Origin of the sequence: Vulcanococcus sp. DEBay_Sum29NL08_54 (assembly GCF_017859255.1) — a bacterium.
Classification (GTDB): domain Bacteria; phylum Cyanobacteriota; class Cyanobacteriia; order PCC-6307; family Cyanobiaceae; genus Vulcanococcus.
Genome location: NZ_JAFMNJ010000004.1, coordinates 60,395 through 76,175, shown reverse-complemented (window position 1 = coordinate 76,175; position 15,781 = coordinate 60,395). Strand labels below are relative to the sequence as shown.

The window sequence follows — 15,781 nt, the reverse complement described above, 5'->3', positions numbered from 1 at the left end:
GATGCAGCTCCCTTGCCCCGCCGGTGAAACTGGGGGCTGCTTTTTGCTGCCCCGATGACGTCCCACGAGCGTGGTCACCCCCCCGAGCAGTGGGGCTCGTCCCTGGGCTTCGTGTTGGCCGCCGCAGGCAGCGCGGTCGGTCTGGGCAACCTCTGGGGCTTCGCCTATCGGGCCTCCCAGGGGGGCGGGGCGGCCTTTGTGCTCCTCTACCTGCTGATCGTCTCGCTGGTCTGTCTGCCGGTGCTGGTGGCCGAGATGGTCCTGGGGCGCAGCACGGGCCACGCCCCCCTGCTAGCTCCGATCACCGCCGGCGGTCGCCGCTGGGCCCCGCTGGGTTGGCTGTTCCTGGCCGCCGCGATGGGGATCCTCAGTTACTACGCCGTCCTGATGGGCTGGACGGGCCGCAGCTTGATCCATGCCTTGAGTTCGCCGCTCCCAGCCGACATTCCCGCGGCGGAGCGCTTCTTCGCCGGCATCAGCAGCGGCGGTGATGCGGTGCTGGGGCACCTGATCAGCCTGGCCCTCACCGGGGTGGTGGTCGCCGCCGGCATCAAGGCCGGCATTGAGCGCCTCACCCGCTGGGCCATGCCCCTGCTGTTTCTCCTGCTGCTGGCCCTGGCGATCTGGGCGGCCTTTCTGCCCGGAGCCCATGCGGGCTACAGCGGTTTTTTGCTGCGCTGGGATCCCAGCAAGCTCACGGACCTGGGCACGATCCGCAACGCCTTCACCCAGGCCTTTTTCTCGATCGGCACCGGCATCGGCGCGATCTTGGCCTACGCCACCTACCTCGATCGCAAGAGCGCTCTCCCCGGTGAGGCCGTGGCGGTGGTGGGGATGGACACCGCCGTTGGCCTGATGGCCGGCTGCATCACCTTCCCGCTGGTGGCCAGCTTTGGTCTGGTGGATGTGGTCAGCGGCAGCACCGTGGGCACCCTCTTCATCAGCCTGCCGACGGGCCTGGCCTCCCTGGGGGGCGGTGGCCGGGTGGTGGCGGCTGTCTTTTTCCTATTGGCCTACGTGGCTGCGATCACCTCATCGGTCTCGCTGCTGGAGGTGCCGGTGAGCTCGTTGATGGATCGCCTCGGCTGGAGCCGCTCCCGGGCCGTCTGGCTGATGGTGCTGCTGATTGCCGTGATCGGCCTTCCTTCTGCTTTGGACATTGGGGTGCTGGAGCGGATGGATGCCCTCTTTGGCGGGGTCTGCCTGATCGCCGGTGGCCTGCTGATGGCCCTGCTGCTGGGCTGGCAGGTGCCTGATCGCTTCCGCAGCGATCTGCTGGAGTCGGGTTCCTCGCCTGAGCTCGTTCGTCTGCTGCGCTGGTCGCTGCGTTGGATTTCGGTGCCGGCCATCAGCCTGGGCCTGCTGATCTCGATCATCGATCTGGCCAAGAGCTGGAGCGGCGCTGGCGCTTAACTGAGCGGAGCTTTCGTCTCCCCATGGCCATCGGTCCCCAGTGGCTCCAGCGCTTCAACTTCATTGAGCGGGCGAAGCTGGAGCGTCAGCTCTGGGAGGCCTTTGAGCGGGGCGAGCCGATCGAGACCCTGGTCGAGGAGTGTGAGCCCGGGTTTCAGAAGGAGGTCTGGAGCACCACGGCCACCCGCATTCGCAAGATCGAGCAGATGATGAAAAACCAGCAGGCTCCCAAGCCCTAGGCCCTGAGCCACTCCGTCAGGCCGCCGGGCTTGTCGATCAGTTCGATCCCCTGGGCCTTGAGTTCGTCGCGGATCCGGTCGGCGGCAGCAAAATCCTTGGCTGCTTTGGCCGCCTTACGGGCTTCGATCTGCGCTTCGATCTCAGCGTCGCTCGGACCGCCGCCGCTGGCGCTGCTCTCGGCTCCCTCGTGCTTCAGCCCGACGACCTCGGCCAGCTCCAGCAGCAGGGCCAGTTGCTGTTGATGGCTGGCTTGCTCCAGTTCGCCCTGGGCGCTGGCGTCGCCGCGCTCGATCCGGTTGGCCAGACCCCGCAGGGGCTTGGCCAACTCAAACAGCACCGCCAGGGCGGCGGAGGTGTTGAGGTCGTCGTCCATGGCCGCGGCGAAGCGCCCGCGCGCATCCGCCAGGGCGGTTGGCAACTCTGAGGCGGCGGGGGTGGTGTCGCCGGCGAGGCCAAGGGCGGCGTTCAGTCCTTTCCAGCCGGTGGCGGCGGCCTCGAGGGCTTCCGCGGTGAAGTCGAGGGGTTTGCGGTAGTGGGCCTGCAGGGTGAACAGGCGCAGGGTCATTGGCGAGACCCCGGAATCCAGCAGGGCGCGGATGGTCGTGAAGTTGCCGAGGGATTTCGACATCTTCTGGCCGCCGACATTGACCATGCCGTTGTGGAGCCAGAAGTGGGCCAGCTCCTTGCCGGTGGCGGCTTCCGATTGGGCGATCTCGTTCTCGTGGTGCGGGAAGACCAGATCGGCACCGCCCAGGTGGATATCGATGGTGTCGCCGAGTTCCTCGCGCACCATGGCTGAGCACTCGATGTGCCAGCCCGGGCGCCCCTGGCCCCAGGGGGAGGGGAAGCTGGGTTCGCCGGGTTTGGCTCCCTTCCAGAGGGCGAAGTCAAAGGGGTGCTGTTTGCGGGCTTCCTCGGCACTGGCCACCCGACCGGCGGCGTTGTCCTGCTGCTGCTCCAGATCGCGGCCGCTGAGCTTGCCGTAGCCGGCGTGCTTCATCACGGCGAAGTAGACGTCTCCATCGGCGGAGTAGGCCGCCCCTTTGGACTCCAGCTCGCTGATCAGGCCGCGGATGGCATCGAGGCTGCGGGTGGCCCGCGGCATCCGATCCGCCGGCAGGATGTTCAGACGTCCCATGTCGGCGACGAAGGCGTCGATGTTGCGCTCGCTGACCTCCTCCATCGAGCTGCCCTCTTCGCTGGCGCGGTTGAGGATCTTGTCGTCGATGTCGGTGTAGTTCTGCACGAAGGTCACGGCGTAGCCGCTCCAGCGCAGGTGGCGGCGCAGCACGTCCCAGGCGATGTAGCTGCGGGCGTGGCCCAGGTGGCAGAGGTCATAGACCGTGACCCCACAGCAATAGATGCTGACCTTGCCCGGCTCGATCGGCTTGAACTCCTCGACGCGGCGGGTGAGGGTGTTGGTGAGCCGCAGGGTCATTTCGCTTCCATCCAGTTGGGGCCAACGCCGGTCTCCACCACCAGGGGCACAGACAGGGTCACCGCGCGCTCCATGGTTTCACGCGTGAGGTTGAGCACCGTCTCCAGGGCCTCGGGGGCGGCTTCGAGCACCAGTTCGTCATGGACCTGCAGCAGTAGCCGTGCGGGCAGGGCGCTCTCGGTGAGCCGTTGCTGCAGCTGCACCATCGCCAGCTTGATGATGTCGGCGCTGGAGCCCTGGATCGGGGCGTTGGCGGCGGCGCGCAGTTGCTGGGCTTCCATGCCGCCGCGGCGGGCGACATCCAGTTCGATCTCCAGGGGGTCCTTGCCCAGGTGACGGCCCAGGCCGCTGGGGTCAAACGCAAAGGGACGCCGGCGTCCCAGGATCGTTTCGACGTAGCCGCGGCTGAGGGCGAGTCGCTCCTGCAGCTCCAGGAAGGCGAAGACCTTCGGGTAGCGCTGCTTGTATTTGCTGAGGAACTCCTTGGCTTCGGCCTGGCTGACCCCCGTTTCCCGGGCGAAGCGCTGCACGCCCATCCCGTAGATCACCCCGAAGTTGATCGTCTTGCCCAGGCGGCGCTCGTCGCTGGTGACCTCGTCTTTGTCGAACAGCAGCCGGGCGGTGAGGGCGTGGACGTCATCACCGCTTTGATAGGCCTTCACCAGCACCTCCTCGCCGGAGAGGTGGGCCAGGATCCGCAGCTCGATCTGGGAGTAGTCGGCGCTGATCAAGGTCCAGCCGGCCTCCGGCAGGAAGGCCTTGCGAATCCGCCGAGAGAACTCCGTGCGTACGGGGATGTTCTGCAGGTTGGGGTTGCTGCTGGAGAGCCGTCCGGTGGCGGTGACGGCTTGGTTGAAGTCCGTGTGAACCCGTCCGGTTTCCGCCTCCATCAGGGCGGGAAGGGCATCGACATAGGTGCTCTTGAGCTTGCTCAAGGTGCGGTGCTCCAGCACCAGGGGCACCACCGGGTGGGCGTCCTCCAGCTTCTCGAGCACCGTCGCGTCGGTGCTCCAGCCGGTCTTGGTCTTGCGGGACTTCTTGCGATCGAGCCCGAGGGTGTCAAAGAGCAGCTCACCGAGCTGCTTCGGCGAGGCCAGGTTGAAGTCCGTGCCGGCGGCCTCCTTGGCGTCGCTCTCCAGTCGCTCGAGGGTGGCCTTGAGTTCCCGGCTGAGTTCGCCGAGGTAGTCGGTGTCGATGCGAATGCCGGTGGCTTCCATTAGGGCCAGCACCGGCTCCAGGGGCAGCTCCACCTGATCGAGCAGCGCCGTGAGGGGTTCACCCAGGGCCTCGAGTTGGCCGCGCAGCAGTGGGGTCAGGCGGTAGGTGACATGGACATCCATGCCGCAGTAGAGGGCGGCCTGGGCCATGGGGACGGCCGAGAAGTTGGCGCCCTTGGGGACCAGCTCGCTGTAGCTGGTGGGCAGGAAGCCGAAATTCCGCTGGGCCAGCAGCTCGAGGCCGTGTTTGGCGTTGGCATCCCGCAGGTAATCCGCCAGGAGGGTGTCCATGACAACGCCCGCCAGGGGCAGACCATGGCGCAGCAGGATCAGCCGGTCGTACTTGGCGTTCTGCAGCGTTTTGGGGTGCGCGGCGCTGCTGAGCCAGGGAGCCAAGGCCCCCAGTACTTGGTCGAGGGGGAGTTGCGCTGGATCGCTCAGTTCCGCCTGATGTCCCAGGGGGATGTAGGCCAGCTGATCGAGTCCCTCGCCCCAGCAGACTCCGAGGCCCACAAGTTCGGCCTGGAAGGGGTTGAGGCTGGTGGTTTCAGTGTCCAGCGCCACCGGGCTCTGGCGGTCGCAGCAGCCCAGGAGCCTCTGCACCAAGGCCTCGAGTGCCTCGCTACTGGTGATCAGTTGGGGCGCAAGCGCCGGCGGTGCAGCGTCGCGGGCGTCTCCGTCATCGGCGGCCGGATCGCTGAGCGCTTCGGCTTTTGCTTCTGCTTTGGCTTGGGGTTCGGCGGCGGCGACGGCCGGCGGTGGTTCGTTGGAGAAGACCGTGGCGAAGCTGTTGACCTGGCGCCGCAGGCTGAAGAGCTCCAGTTCCTCCAGGCTTTCGGCGAGGGAGTCGCTCTTGACTGCACCGAGGGGCAGACGCGGATCCGTCGGCAGCGGAATATCCACCAGGATTTCCGCCAGCATCCGCGAGCGGTAGGCGTTCTCCCGGTCCGTGCTGAGCTTGCCCAGCAGCGCCCCCTTCAGGGCTCCCTTGGGATCTTTGGCCTTGGGGCCCGCGGCTTCGAGTTGCTCCAGCGCCGCGTAGATCCCATCGAGGTCGCCGTAGGCCTGCAGCAGGTTGATGGCGGTCTTGGGACCGACGCCTTTGACCCCCGGAATGTTGTCGCTGCTGTCGCCCGTGAGCGCCTTGAGGTCCACGACCTCTTCGGGGGTGACCCCCAACTTGGCCACGACACCATCGCGGCGAATCTCGAGCGGTCCGCTGCTCTTGGCATAGGGCCCACCCCCCATATAGAGGACAGCGATGTCGCGCTCGTCGTCCACCAGCTGGAAGAGGTCACGGTCACCCGAGAGGATGCGCACCCGCCAGCCATCGTTGGCGGCTCGATTGGCCAGGGTCCCCAGGACATCGTCGGCTTCGTAGCCGGGAGCCATGCAGAGGGGAATGTCGAGGGACTGCTCGAGGATCTGCTGCAGGTTGCCCAGATCCTGGAAGAAGTGTTCTGGCGCTACGTCACGATGGGCTTTGTAGGCCTCGTCAGCTTCATGGCGGAAGGTGGGTTCAGCCGTGTCAAAGGCGATGACCACCCCCTGGGGGGCCAGGCCTTTGCAGTTGTCCAGCAGGGCCTTGAGAAAGCCATAGGTGACCGAGGTGGGAATGCCCTCTTTGGTGCTCAGTCCCCCCTCGCCCCCTTTGCTGAAGGCGTAGAAGCTGCGGAAGGCCAGGGAGTGGCCATCCACCAGCAGCAACAGGGGTTTGAGGGTGGTGCCGCCGGTCAAAACGCCCTGGAGATCAAGTGGGCCCAGCCTGGCAGAACGGGCCGGGCTGCTTTGAGTTCCTGCGGCCGTTATCGCTGGTGGCTCGAGCGGCAGTGGCAGCCGCAGGCCCCGCGGTTGCTGTTCGTCGGGTTGAATCCCTCCCGCGCCACGGCCGAGCGTGATGATCCGACCCTGCGGCGCTTGATCGCGTTTGCCCAGGCCTGGGGCTACGGATCGCTGGAGGTGCTGAACCTGTTCGCCCGCATCTCGGCCAGTCCGGCGGTGCTGCGGCGCAGCGCCGATCCGATCGGCCCGCAGACCGACCAGTGGTTGCAGCGGCGTCTGGGCGTCCTGGCGGACGCGCCCGGGGCCGCGGTCTGGCTGGGCTGGGGCAACGGCGGCCGCTGGAGGGATCGCGACCAAGCGGTGTTGCGCCTCTTGCGGCAGCAGGGTGTGCCGCTGCTGGCCCTCGGGCTGACCGCGAGTGGCCAGCCCCGGCATCCGCTCTATGCCGCCAAGGCTGCGCAGCCGCTGCGTTTGACCCATTCTGGGGAAGAGCTTCGGCCTGGTTGAGCGCCTCGATGACCCGCACCCCCAGCCGCTATGCGATCCATCTGCTGCTCTCCGGGGGGCATGAGCAGGTGGTGCACTTCCCCAGCCTGGACGCCTTTCAGCAGTGGTACGGCACGGTGCTGAATGCCGGCCCGGCCGATGCCTTCATCAATGTGCCGATCACGGAGTTGCCCGGTGAGTACCTGGTGGTGCGCCCCAGCGCCGTGAAGGGGATCCGAGTGGAGCCGGTCTTCGGTGCCCTCGATGACGATGACTTCTGAGCTGATCTGGGGCTTTTCGTTTTTTGCCGGTGCCCTGGCCCAGCTGATCGCACGCCTGAGTGGCTGGCCCTCGGTGGTGCTGCTGCTGGCGTCGGGGCTGCTGATCGGTGATGCCGGACTGGATTGGGTGCAGCCCGAGCGCCTGGGGGGAGGGCTGGAGTCCTTGGTGGGGTTGCTGGTGAGCTTGGTGCTCTTTGACGGTGGCCTGAATTTGCGTCTGGCTGGCCGCGACCTGCAGCGCACGGTGCTGCAGTTGGTGCTTACCCGTGGTCTGCTCGGGCTGGTGGGCGGAGCCCTGCTGGCCCATGAGCTGGCGGGGTTGTCCTGGCCCTTGGCCTGGGTGTTTGGGGCCATCGCCCTGGGGACAGGGCCCACGGTGATCACGCCCTTGGTGCAGCAGATGCGTCTGGTGCCGCGCCTTTCGGCGGTGCTCGAGGCTGAAGGCCTGATCCTGGAGCCGGTGGGGGCCGTGCTGGCCCTGCTGCTGCTGCAGTTGGCCCTGGGTGATTTGTCCCAGTGGGATCAGGTCCTGCCGCTGTTGCTGCTGCGCCTGGGCGGTGGGGTGTTGATGGGTGGTTGTTGCGGCTGGCTTCTGGTCCTGGTGCTGCAGCGCCTGCCGAGTGAGGCCGAGGGACTCCGGTTGCAACTGAGCTTGGGGGTGCTGTTCCTGTTGGTGAGTGGCACCCAGGTGCTCTTGCCGGAGGCGGGGCTCCCGGCGGCGGTGTCGGCGGGGATCGTGGTCGGCCTGCGGCTCAAGGACGAAGCGAGCAACCTCGATGACCTGATTGCCCACCTGGCGCAGCTGGCGATCACGGTGCTCTTTCCCCTCTTGGCCGCGGATCTCTCCTGGGCTGAGCTCTCGCCCTTGGGCTGGGGTGGTGTCAGCTGTGTGGCCGCCCTGATGCTGTATCGCTGGCTGGTGGTTCAGGCCGGTTCGGTGGGCCTGCCGGGCCTGAGTTGGGGCGACAAGTTGATGCTCAGCTGGGTGGCGCCGCGGGGAATCGTGACGGCGGCCGTGGCCAGCTTGTTTGCCCTGAAATTGAGCGCCGCCGGGGTGAGTGGCGGCGGTGCGCTGAAGGGCCTGGTGTTCCTGACGATCTTGATCACCGTGGCGGTGCAGGGGCTGTCCGCTCCCCTACTGGCACGGCGCTTGGGGCTTGTGGAGAGCGACCTAGAGGCTGCGCTCGATGCGAGCCCTGGCCTCGCCACTGGGCTGGAGCAGCAACCAGGTGGTGAGCAGGTCGGGACCTTGAAGGCTGCCGAGTAGGGCGGCCCGAAGGGTCTTCATCAGGACGCCTTTCTTGACGCCGGCATCGGCCACGGCCTTGCCCAGCAGTTCTTGGGCGGTCTCGGCTGTCAAAGCGCCCTCGGGCAGATGCTCGAGCAGGGCCTTCAGGGCCGGTCGGGCACCGTCAAGCTCGAGTTGCTTGAGGGCGGCCTCGCTGAGTTCGGGGCGCTCAAAGAAGGGACGGGCCTGCTCGATGCCGTCCTTGAGGGTGACCAACGAGGGACCGAGCAGGGCGCAGAGTTCCTGGAGCCAGCTGGCGTCGCTGTGGCTCCAGCCCAGGGCCTTCCATTGGGGCTCGAGTTCAGCCAGAAGTTGCTCGGGGCTGCGCTCGTGGAGCACCTGGCTATTGAGCCAGTTGAGCTTGTCCCAGTCGAAGCGGGCTCCAGCTTTGTTGACCCGATCAAAGCCAAAGACCTGGGCCGCGTCGCTCAGGCTGAACCGCTCTTCCATGCCCTCCGGCGGCGACCAGCCCAGCAGGGTCATGTAGTTCGCCAGGGCCTCAGCGGTGTAACCCTGCTCGCGGAAGTCATTGACCGAGGTGACGCCGTCGCGCTTGGAGAGCTTCTTCCCTTCCTTGTTCAGGATCAGAGGGGTGTGGGCAAATTCGGGGACGGGTGCACCGAGGGCTGCGTAGAGCAGCAGCTGCTTGGCGGTGTTGGCGATGTGGTCTTCGCCGCGGATGACATGGCTGATGGCCATGGCGGCGTCATCCACAACCACCACCAGGTTGTAGAGGGGGTCGCCGATTTGATCGGCCGGAGCGCGACGGGCAATGACCATGTCGCCGCCCAGGTCGCTACCGGACCAGCGCATGGCGCCGCGGACCAGGTCGTTCCAGGTGATGACGGCCTCGTCATCAATGCGAAAGCGGATGGTGGCCTCGCGGCCCTCGGCGATGTAGGCCTGCTCCTGCTCGGGGCTGAGGTCGCGGTGGCGGTTGTCGTAGCGGGGGGCGCGGTTGGCGGCCGCCTGCTGCTCCCGCATTTCAGTGAGCTCTGCTTCGCTGGCATAGCAGCGATAGGCCTTGCCGGAGTCCAGTAGCTGCTGAATGGCGGCGCGATGGGCCTCGATTCGCTCGCTTTGGATCACGGGCTCCGCGTCCCAGTTGATCCCCAGCCACTTCAGCCCTTCAAGGATGTTGGCGGTGTATTCCGGCTTGCTGCGCTCCTTGTCGGTGTCTTCGATCCGCAGCAGGAACTCCCCACCGAGGTGACGGGCGAAGAGCCAGTTGAAGACCGCCGTGCGAGCGGTACCGATATGAAGCGTTCCAGTCGGGCTGGGGGCGAGACGCACACGGACCGCCGCTCCAGTTCCAGTCACTGGCGTTGACCTCAAGGTGGAAACGGGACTGACGGGATTCGAACCCGCAACTTCCGCCGTGACAGGGCGGTGCTCTAACCGGTTGAACTACAGTCCCTTGAGCGCTCTAAGAGCTCTCTCCGTCTGGGATTTCAAGGCCCCAGCCGTGTCGCGTTTGCGACCTCAAAAGTATCCGTTGTCGCCCTGCCCTCCGTCAACACACTCAGGGCCTGAGCCGGCAAACCTTGTGAACTGGCCCTGGTTTTGGGCACAAAAAAACCCGCCAAGGGCGGGCTTGAGATGGTGATGAGCGGAGCTCAGACGATCAGGGGCGGAAGCCGGCGGGTTCGATCAGGCGGACCTGATTGCCGCGGGCAGTGAACTCACGGCCTTGGTCGCTCTGGACGACGACACGACCGCCGGATTTGACGCGGATCACCCGGGCACGAACCCAGCCGAGGGCGGCGGATTCCAGAACCTTGACCACATCACCGGGCTGTAGATCCAACTCCATGTCCGGAAACGAGAGACTGCAGGTAGGGGACATCGAACGCGCCGTGGAGGACTTGAACCCCCGACATCAGGTTTTGGAGACCTGCGTTCTACCAACTGAACTAACGGCGCAGGGCCGATGTCCCCTCTTCAAAGACTTCTGCTGAGCAGAGGTCTTCAGTGGCCACTCCTGGGAGAAGTGGCCGATGTGCTGGAGGCGGTGAGCCTCAGCGATCGAAGCGCTGCTTGACGCGAGTGGCTTTGCCCACCCGGTCGCGCAGATAGAAGAGCTTCGCCCGACGCACCTTACCGCGGCGCTCCACCTTGATGGAAGCCACTTGGGGGCTGTGGATCATGAAGACGCGCTCCACGCCGACGCCCTGGAAGATGCGGCGAACGGTGATGGTCTCGTTGAGGCCGCCGTGGCGCTTGGCGATGATCACGCCTTCGAAGGGCTGGATGCGCTCCTTGTTGCCCTCGGTGATGCGCACGCCGATCCGGACGGTGTCGCCGACGTAGATGTCGGGGAGCTCCTTGGGGTTCTTGGCGATCTGCTCGGCCTCAAAGGCCTGCATCAGGGCGTGGGCGCTGAGCTTGCCCACAGTTGCTTTTGCAGCAGCAGGCTTTTCGGCCACAGCTACGGCGGAGTCAGTTGCAGCCTCGGTGCCGGCGGCTTCCTGGGTCTCTTCGTTCTTGATCTCGTCGGTCATGTCCTTGGAATCCGCTGCCATCCCAGCTCCGTTAAAACGCCTGGCCAAACAACCAGTGTACTGGCTCAAGGTGCCCCCGAATTCCGGGGGCGCAGACGCCACAGCCGGCGGATTGCCAGGGTGGTGCCTGTGACCAGCATCCATAGCAGACCGAGCCCGTTGAGCAGCACGTAAATCGGCTCCGCGGTGGTGCCCAGCCATTCCCCTTCGTGCAGGACCATCAGCCAGTGCACCTGGTCCCGGCCGAAGCCTCCCCAATCCTTCAGAAGCCGATAGGCCATTCCGCTGCAGACGGTCAGCAGCAGCGGCAGCACCACCAGCGGAGCGATGGCGGCATGGAGGCGCCGCATCCAGGCCAGGGTTGCTTGCATGCGGCACAGTTCAGGGCTCAGGTTCTAACTTGCAGAGAGCAGGCCTGCACTGGCGCGATGAACCTCTTTGCTGATTTGCTGGCCGCCACCCAGAAAGAACAAGGTCAGGTGCCCCAGTCGGCGGTGACCCAGACCGGCCCCCGGATTCAGAAAAGTCGCCGCGGTGTCGAGGTCAAGAGCGCGCGTGAGATCGAGACGATGCGCCAGGCCAGCCGGATCGTGGCCACGGTCCTGCGGGAGATCATGGAGTTGGCCCAACCGGGCATGACCACAGGGGATTTGGACGCCCACGCGGAGAAGCGCATTCGCGAGATGGGTGCGACGCCCAGCTTCAAGGGCTACCACGGCTTTCCCGCCAGCATTTGCGCCTCGATCAACAACGAGGTGGTCCACGGCATCCCCAGCAACAAGCGGGTGATTAAGGCCGGTGACCTGGTCAAGGTCGACACCGGCGCCTACTTCGACGGCTACCACGGCGATAGCTGCATCAGCCTGTTGGTCGGTGAGGGTGCTTCCCAGGAGGCCCAGGACCTGGCGCGGGTGGCCCAGGAATCACTGATGAAGGGCCTGGCGACGGTCAAGGCGGGCAGCACCCTGCTGGATCTGGCCGGTGCGGTTCAGGACCACGTCGAGGCCAACGGTTTTGCGGTTGTGGAGGACTACACCGGCCATGGCGTGGGCCGCAACCTGCATGAGGAGCCCTCGGTCTTCAACTACCGCACCCGGGAGCTGCCGAACATGAAGCTGCGCCCGGGCATGACCCTCGCGGTGGAGCCGATCCTGAACGCCGGCAGCAAGGTTTGCCGCACCCTGAAGGACCGCTGGACCGTGGTGACCGTTGACGGCAGCCTCTCGGCCCAGTGGGAGCACACCATCGCGGTGACCAGCGACGGCTGCGAGATCCTGACCGACCGCGACTTCTAGGGCCGGCTGCTGACCAGCCGGAAGTAGGCCCAGCGACTGAGGGTCGCAAGGGGCATCAATAGATAAGTCAAGGGGTTTGGTGTGACGATCACCAACCCCAATCCCCAGTGGGTCTGCCGCAGGATTTCCCGGGCGACAAACGCCGCAGACATCAGCCCGATGGGATTGAGGGCGGAGCGAAATGGGCCGAGGACCAGCCGGCGGATTCGGAAGGTCTCAGTGGCCAGGTCCAGGCTCCGCAGGCTCAGCAGTTGGCCCTGCAGCCGTTTGCTGATCTCATAGAGCGGGCTGACCGCCGCTTGGATCTCGGCCTCGGAGGTGTTGATCCAGACCTCCCGTTTTCGCGTGCCGTCGTCCTGCTGGGCGTAGAGCTCGAGCAACCTCCAGCTGCTGAGGGCATTGACCTCGAGCGATCGCACGATCGCTTCGGGGCTGCGCTCGCCATGGCAGTTCACGCCATGGTTGATCACCAAGATGTCGGCCCGCGCCAGCACGTCGCTCAGGGCCTGCTCCTGGCCCACGCTCCAGCGCACCTGTTCGAGGGGGATGGGGTCCCCATTGGCGCGTTCAGTGCGTAGCGGTCGATCGCTGCTGGTCAGGGCGATCAGCTGCGCTCCCTCCGCGTCGAGCTGCTGCAACAGGGCTTGGCCCAGGCTGCCGCTGGCTCCAGTGAGGGCAACGGTGCGTCCTTGAAAGCGCGGCAGTCCCATGCAGCGGTGGGCGATGGCCTCAGCTTGCGCCATCCTCGGTGCAGAGGACGGTGCTTGGCATGTCGGCGGGGCTGGTGGCCTTGTTCGCTCCCTATTGCCAGGGGAGCGCGCGCCCGGCGGAATTGGAGCGCGCCCTGGAGACCTTGGCCCGTGGCTCCTGCTCTGGGGTGCGTCAGCTCAAGCCCGCTGGGCAGCGGCCCTTTGAGCTGCGTTGGCGGGCGGGGGTGGCCCCTTCGGAGCCGGCGCAGTTGGAGTTGGTGGTGGAGGCGGATCCGACCCGTCCGTCACCGGCACTGCCTGGGGCGAGCTACGCCTGTTCGGTGGCCACCTCTCAGCTGGTGCTCTGGCTGATGGATTGCAGGGAGCAGGACGGTTCGATGGATCTGCCTGAGAGCTTCTGGCAATGGTTGTTGCTTGGACTCGATCCGCCCCCCGGCACCCCTTAGATTCGATTGAACAACTGGGTTGACATGGGCCAGGGCAACGCGGCGAATCACGCTTGTTCCCCCGCCCTGCTGATCGGTTCCTGTGCGCCCTTCAGTGGCAAATCGGCGGTGGTGCTGGGCTTGGCCCGCCAGCTGCTGCAGCGTGGAGTGAGCGTTCGGCTGGGCAAACCCCTGGCTGATAGCGCTGAGGGTTCCGACCCGCTGATCGACGATGACGTGCGCTTCGTCGGCCAGATCCTGGGACTCAAGGATGACCAGCTGGTCCCTTCGGTTCATCTCAAGGACGCCGAAGCAGCTCGGGCGCGTCTGCTGGATGGCAACCTCCAGCCAGGGGCTGGATTCCAGCGGCTGCAGCAGCAACTGCAGTCCTCGAGCGAGGGGCTGACCTTGATGGAGGCCTCAGGCAGCCTCAACGATGGCCGTCTCTATGGACTGAGCCTGGCCCAGGTGGCCGAGGGCTTGCAGGCGCCAGTGCTGCTCGTCCACGCCTGGGACGACAGCAGCAGCGTTGAGCCCCTGCTCGCCGCGCGCGATCAACTGGGTGAGCTGCTGGCTGGGGTGGTGCTCAATGGAGTGCCCCCCGCCCAGGTGACGGCCCTGCGCGCTGATGTGGTCCCCGCCCTCGAGCGGCTTGGCCTGCCGGTGCTGGGGGTGATGCCCCGCTCGCCGCTGCTGCGCAGCGTCACCGTCGAGGAATTGGCTCGCCGCCTCGATGCCCGGACCCTGTGTTGCCCTGAGCGGCACGATCTTCTGGTCGAGACCCTGTCCATTGGTGCGATGAACGTGAACTCCGCCATGGAGTTCTTCCGTCGCCGCCGCAACATGGCTGTGGTCACGGGTGCGGACCGCACCGATATCCAATTGGCTGCGCTGGAGGCCTCGACCCAGTGTTTGATCCTCACGGGTGCGGGTGAACCGTTGCCCCAGTTGATCTCCAGGGCTGAGGAACTTGAGGTTCCCTTGCTCAAGGTCGACCACGACACCTTGACGACCGTTGGGGTGATCGAAAACGCCTTCGGTCAGGTGCGGCTGCATGAATCGGTGAAGGCCACCTATGCCTTCCGCCTTGTGGAAGAGCATTGCGATTTTGAGCGGCTTTTCAGTCGCCTACGGCTGCCAGTCCCTGCGTAATCACTGCTAGTTTCGAAACGTCAGCTGGTGTTATGCGTTGACCCGGTCTCTTGATTTGCCGGCCCTCGACCGGATTGACACCCTGGCTCAAGAGCTGGCGATGCTCCAGGACCGGAGTAAGCGTCGCATTGCCATTCTCGGCAGCCGCCATGTGCCGGTGGTTTCGGTCCACCTGGTGGAGTTGGTGGCCCGCTCCCTGGCCCAGGAGGGGCACAGCTTGATTACTTCGGGCTCCCAGGGCGTGAATGCCGCTGTGATTCGCGGTGTCCTGGAGATCGACCCGTCACGGTTGACGGTGCTGCTGCCGCAAAGCCTGGATAGACAACCCCGGGAATCCCGCGAGCAGCTCGATCGGGTTCTGCACCTGGTCGAGAAACCGGAGAACGACGAGCTGCCGTTGCCGATGGCCAGCAGCCTCTGCAACCAGGAGATCATTCGCCGCTGCGATCAGCTGATTTGCTTTGCCTTCCACGACAGCGAGACCCTGCTGGCGAGCTGCCGAACCGCAGAAGACATGGGCAAGGTGGTCAGCCTGATGTTCTTCGACTGACCCTTTTGCTCAGTTGGCCGCGGCAATGACGGCCTGCAGTCCCTCCCAATAGAGAAGACCGGCGCAGGTCATGGCACCGGCCCAGCAGAGGGAGCGAACGGGCGGAAGGTTGGCGACGTAGGCGGCGATGTAGCCCAGTCGCAGGGCCGGATAGATCCAAGCGGCGGCGATGGCCACCGGCGAGCTGACGCCGGCCATCAGGCAAATCAGCGCGGCCGGGGCGTAGAGGGTGAAGGCCTCAAAGCTGTTGAGGTGCGCCCAGTTGGCCCGCTTGCCCCAGTCCGGCAGCCGCTCGGCCATGGCCCGGGGGGCTGCCAGGTCGCTCAGTTGGAAGTCGGCCTTGGAGCGGGCCGCGCCGAGGGGCACCAGGCTGGAGACCACAACACCGGCGCTGAGGAAGAGCGACCAGGCAAAGGCGGGATGCATCGGGGCCAACGGGCTTGGGTTGCCTCCTTTTCTAGGCTGAGCCCGGTTCACCCCGCGCGACCGCATGGCCTCCAGCTACTCCTTCGACGTCGTCTCCGATTTCGATTGGCAGGAATTGGTGAACACCCTGGACCAGGTGCGCCGCGACGTCTCGACCCGCTACGACCTCAAGGATTCGGGCACCGAAGTGGACCTGGAGGAGACCAGCCTGACGATCACGACCGCAAGCGATATGACGCTGCAGGCGGTTGAGGATGTGCTGCGTCAGAAGGCGACCAAGCGCAACCTCTCGCTCAAGATCTTCGACTTCCAAACCCCTGAGCCCGTCGGCGGCAACAAGGTCAAGCAGGTGGTCAAATTGCGCAAAGGGCTCAGTCAGGAGCTGGCGAAAAAGCTCAGCAAAACCATTCGCGACGAGCTCAAGAAAGTCACTGTCGCCATTCAGGGTGATGCCCTGCGGGTGACCGGCAAAAGCAAAGATGACCTTCAGGCGGTGATTCAGCTGCTGAAGGACCAGGACGTCGAAGTGCCCCTGCAGTTCCAGAACTACCGCTAGATCGCAGCGTTTCTGTCAGCC

18 protein-coding genes and 2 tRNA genes are annotated in these 15,781 nt (G+C 65.6%); 10 read left to right on the top strand and 10 right to left on the bottom strand.

What is annotated here, in order from left to right:
• Positions 1-54: 54 nt before the first annotated feature.
• Positions 55-1,413: a sodium-dependent transporter gene (locus QZ186_RS02605; RefSeq protein ID WP_296415653.1), complete on the top strand. Its 1,359-nt coding sequence runs from the start codon at positions 55-57 to the stop codon at positions 1,411-1,413.
• A gap of 23 nt (positions 1,414-1,436) precedes the next feature.
• On the top strand, positions 1,437-1,652 hold the full coding sequence (locus QZ186_RS02600; RefSeq protein ID WP_010315743.1) for a hypothetical protein: 216 nt from the start codon (positions 1,437-1,439) through the stop codon (positions 1,650-1,652).
• Here the strand turns inward: QZ186_RS02600 and cysS are convergent.
• Both cysS and polA read right to left on the bottom strand, forming a co-directional pair.
• A complete protein-coding gene (gene cysS, locus QZ186_RS02595) occupies positions 1,649-3,091 on the bottom strand; it encodes a cysteine--tRNA ligase (protein WP_296415652.1) in 1,443 nt (480 codons plus the stop codon). The genes QZ186_RS02600 and cysS overlap by 4 nt on opposite strands.
• Positions 3,088-6,045, bottom strand: a complete 2,958-nt coding sequence (gene polA, locus QZ186_RS02590) for a DNA polymerase I (RefSeq protein ID WP_296415651.1) — start codon at positions 6,043-6,045, stop codon at positions 3,088-3,090. Before polA ends, cysS begins: the two co-directional genes overlap by 4 nt.
• Between polA and QZ186_RS02585 the strand changes: the two genes are divergently transcribed.
• From QZ186_RS02585 to QZ186_RS02575, 3 genes are read left to right on the top strand one after another with little or no spacing between them, the layout of a single operon-like run.
• Positions 5,995-6,597, top strand: coding sequence for a DUF1643 domain-containing protein (locus QZ186_RS02585; protein ID WP_296415650.1), 603 nt, complete (start codon positions 5,995-5,997; stop codon positions 6,595-6,597). The two genes, polA and QZ186_RS02585, sit on opposite strands and share 51 nt — an antisense overlap.
• A gap of 8 nt (positions 6,598-6,605) precedes the next feature.
• Positions 6,606-6,857, top strand: a complete 252-nt coding sequence (locus QZ186_RS02580) for a hypothetical protein (RefSeq protein ID WP_296415649.1) — start codon at positions 6,606-6,608, stop codon at positions 6,855-6,857.
• The gene (locus QZ186_RS02575) at positions 6,847-8,124 is read left to right on the top strand and encodes a cation:proton antiporter (protein WP_296415686.1); all 1,278 of its coding nucleotides are present in this window, start codon (positions 6,847-6,849) and stop codon (positions 8,122-8,124) included. The genes QZ186_RS02580 and QZ186_RS02575 overlap by 11 nt, the downstream gene beginning before the upstream one ends.
• Here the strand turns inward: QZ186_RS02575 and gltX are convergent.
• The 6 genes from gltX to QZ186_RS02545 all read right to left on the bottom strand — a co-directional run bounded on the left by gltX (position 8,029) and on the right by QZ186_RS02545 (position 11,017).
• Positions 8,029-9,465, bottom strand: coding sequence for a glutamate--tRNA ligase (gene gltX / locus QZ186_RS02570; RefSeq protein WP_247477395.1), 1,437 nt, complete (start codon positions 9,463-9,465; stop codon positions 8,029-8,031). The genes QZ186_RS02575 and gltX overlap by 96 nt on opposite strands.
• Before the next feature lie 23 nt (positions 9,466-9,488).
• Positions 9,489-9,562: transfer RNA gene (locus tag QZ186_RS02565), tRNA-Asp, on the bottom strand.
• Positions 9,563-9,769: 207 nt separating this feature from the next.
• A complete protein-coding gene (locus QZ186_RS02560) occupies positions 9,770-9,958 on the bottom strand; it encodes a hyperconserved protein Hcp (RefSeq protein ID WP_006043540.1) in 189 nt (62 codons plus the stop codon).
• Between the two features lie 37 nt (positions 9,959-9,995).
• Positions 9,996-10,068 (bottom strand) — tRNA-Trp (locus QZ186_RS02555).
• Between the two features lie 95 nt (positions 10,069-10,163).
• Complete coding sequence (gene rplS, locus QZ186_RS02550) at positions 10,164-10,667, bottom strand: 50S ribosomal protein L19 (protein WP_010315765.1); 504 nt, start codon at positions 10,665-10,667, stop codon at positions 10,164-10,166.
• A 44-nt stretch (positions 10,668-10,711) separates the two neighbouring features.
• Positions 10,712-11,017, bottom strand: coding sequence for a hypothetical protein (locus QZ186_RS02545; RefSeq protein ID WP_010315768.1), 306 nt, complete (start codon positions 11,015-11,017; stop codon positions 10,712-10,714).
• Between the two features lie 57 nt (positions 11,018-11,074).
• Here QZ186_RS02545 and map point away from each other — a divergent pair, with 57 nt between their 5' ends.
• Positions 11,075-11,941 (top strand): type I methionyl aminopeptidase, encoded by an 867-nt coding sequence (map, locus tag QZ186_RS02540; RefSeq protein ID WP_010315770.1) that lies wholly within the window; start codon positions 11,075-11,077, stop codon positions 11,939-11,941.
• Here map and QZ186_RS02535 read toward each other — a convergent pair.
• Positions 11,938-12,684 carry an NAD-dependent epimerase/dehydratase family protein gene (locus QZ186_RS02535; RefSeq protein WP_296415648.1) on the bottom strand — a complete coding sequence of 249 codons (747 nt, stop codon included), beginning with the start codon at positions 12,682-12,684 and terminating at the stop codon, positions 11,938-11,940. The genes map and QZ186_RS02535 overlap by 4 nt on opposite strands.
• 26 nt (positions 12,685-12,710) lie before the next feature.
• On the opposite strand from QZ186_RS02535, the gene ebsA reads away from it, so the two are divergent.
• From ebsA to QZ186_RS02520, 3 genes are read left to right on the top strand one after another with little or no spacing between them, the layout of a single operon-like run.
• Positions 12,711-13,097: a type IV pilus biogenesis protein EbsA gene (gene ebsA, locus QZ186_RS02530; RefSeq protein WP_296415647.1), complete on the top strand. Its 387-nt coding sequence runs from the start codon at positions 12,711-12,713 to the stop codon at positions 13,095-13,097.
• 24 nt (positions 13,098-13,121) lie between these two features.
• Positions 13,122-14,228, top strand: coding sequence for a phosphotransacetylase family protein (locus tag QZ186_RS02525; protein WP_247477398.1), 1,107 nt, complete (start codon positions 13,122-13,124; stop codon positions 14,226-14,228).
• A gap of 37 nt (positions 14,229-14,265) precedes the next feature.
• Entirely contained in the window at positions 14,266-14,778 is a 513-nt protein-coding gene (locus QZ186_RS02520; RefSeq protein ID WP_010315776.1) for a hypothetical protein, read from the top strand.
• 9 nt (positions 14,779-14,787) lie between these two features.
• Here the strand turns inward: QZ186_RS02520 and QZ186_RS02515 are convergent, their stop codons facing one another.
• A complete protein-coding gene (locus QZ186_RS02515) occupies positions 14,788-15,204 on the bottom strand; it encodes an MAPEG family protein (RefSeq protein WP_247477399.1) in 417 nt (138 codons plus the stop codon).
• A 64-nt stretch (positions 15,205-15,268) separates the two neighbouring features.
• Here QZ186_RS02515 and QZ186_RS02510 point away from each other — a divergent pair, with 64 nt between their 5' ends.
• Positions 15,269-15,760, top strand: coding sequence for a YajQ family cyclic di-GMP-binding protein (locus QZ186_RS02510; protein ID WP_010315780.1), 492 nt, complete (start codon positions 15,269-15,271; stop codon positions 15,758-15,760).
• The last annotated feature ends 21 nt before the right edge of the window (positions 15,761-15,781 follow it).

Bases quoted from the DNA above. Each gene is read 5' to 3' on its own strand.
- QZ186_RS02605 (WP_296415653.1), top strand. From the start codon at position 55: ATGACGTCCCACGAGCGTGGTCACCCCCCCGAGCAGTGGGGCTCGTCC.
- QZ186_RS02600 (WP_010315743.1), top strand. From the start codon at position 1,437: ATGGCCATCGGTCCCCAGTGGCTCCAGCGCTTCAACTTCATTGAGCGG.
- cysS (WP_296415652.1), bottom strand. From the start codon at position 3,091: ATGACCCTGCGGCTCACCAACACCCTCACCCGCCGCGTCGAGGAGTTC.
- QZ186_RS02580 (WP_296415649.1), top strand. From the start codon at position 6,606: ATGACCCGCACCCCCAGCCGCTATGCGATCCATCTGCTGCTCTCCGGG.
- QZ186_RS02575 (WP_296415686.1), top strand. From the start codon at position 6,847: ATGACTTCTGAGCTGATCTGGGGCTTTTCGTTTTTTGCCGGTGCCCTG.
- QZ186_RS02560 (WP_006043540.1), bottom strand. From the start codon at position 9,958: ATGGAGTTGGATCTACAGCCCGGTGATGTGGTCAAGGTTCTGGAATCC.
- rplS (WP_010315765.1), bottom strand. From the start codon at position 10,667: ATGGCAGCGGATTCCAAGGACATGACCGACGAGATCAAGAACGAAGAG.
- QZ186_RS02545 (WP_010315768.1), bottom strand. From the start codon at position 11,017: ATGCAAGCAACCCTGGCCTGGATGCGGCGCCTCCATGCCGCCATCGCT.
- map (WP_010315770.1), top strand. From the start codon at position 11,075: ATGAACCTCTTTGCTGATTTGCTGGCCGCCACCCAGAAAGAACAAGGT.
- QZ186_RS02535 (WP_296415648.1), bottom strand. From the start codon at position 12,684: ATGGCGCAAGCTGAGGCCATCGCCCACCGCTGCATGGGACTGCCGCGC.
- ebsA (WP_296415647.1), top strand. From the start codon at position 12,711: ATGTCGGCGGGGCTGGTGGCCTTGTTCGCTCCCTATTGCCAGGGGAGC.
- QZ186_RS02525 (WP_247477398.1), top strand. From the start codon at position 13,122: ATGGGCCAGGGCAACGCGGCGAATCACGCTTGTTCCCCCGCCCTGCTG.
- QZ186_RS02515 (WP_247477399.1), bottom strand. From the start codon at position 15,204: ATGCATCCCGCCTTTGCCTGGTCGCTCTTCCTCAGCGCCGGTGTTGTG.
- QZ186_RS02510 (WP_010315780.1), top strand. From the start codon at position 15,269: ATGGCCTCCAGCTACTCCTTCGACGTCGTCTCCGATTTCGATTGGCAG.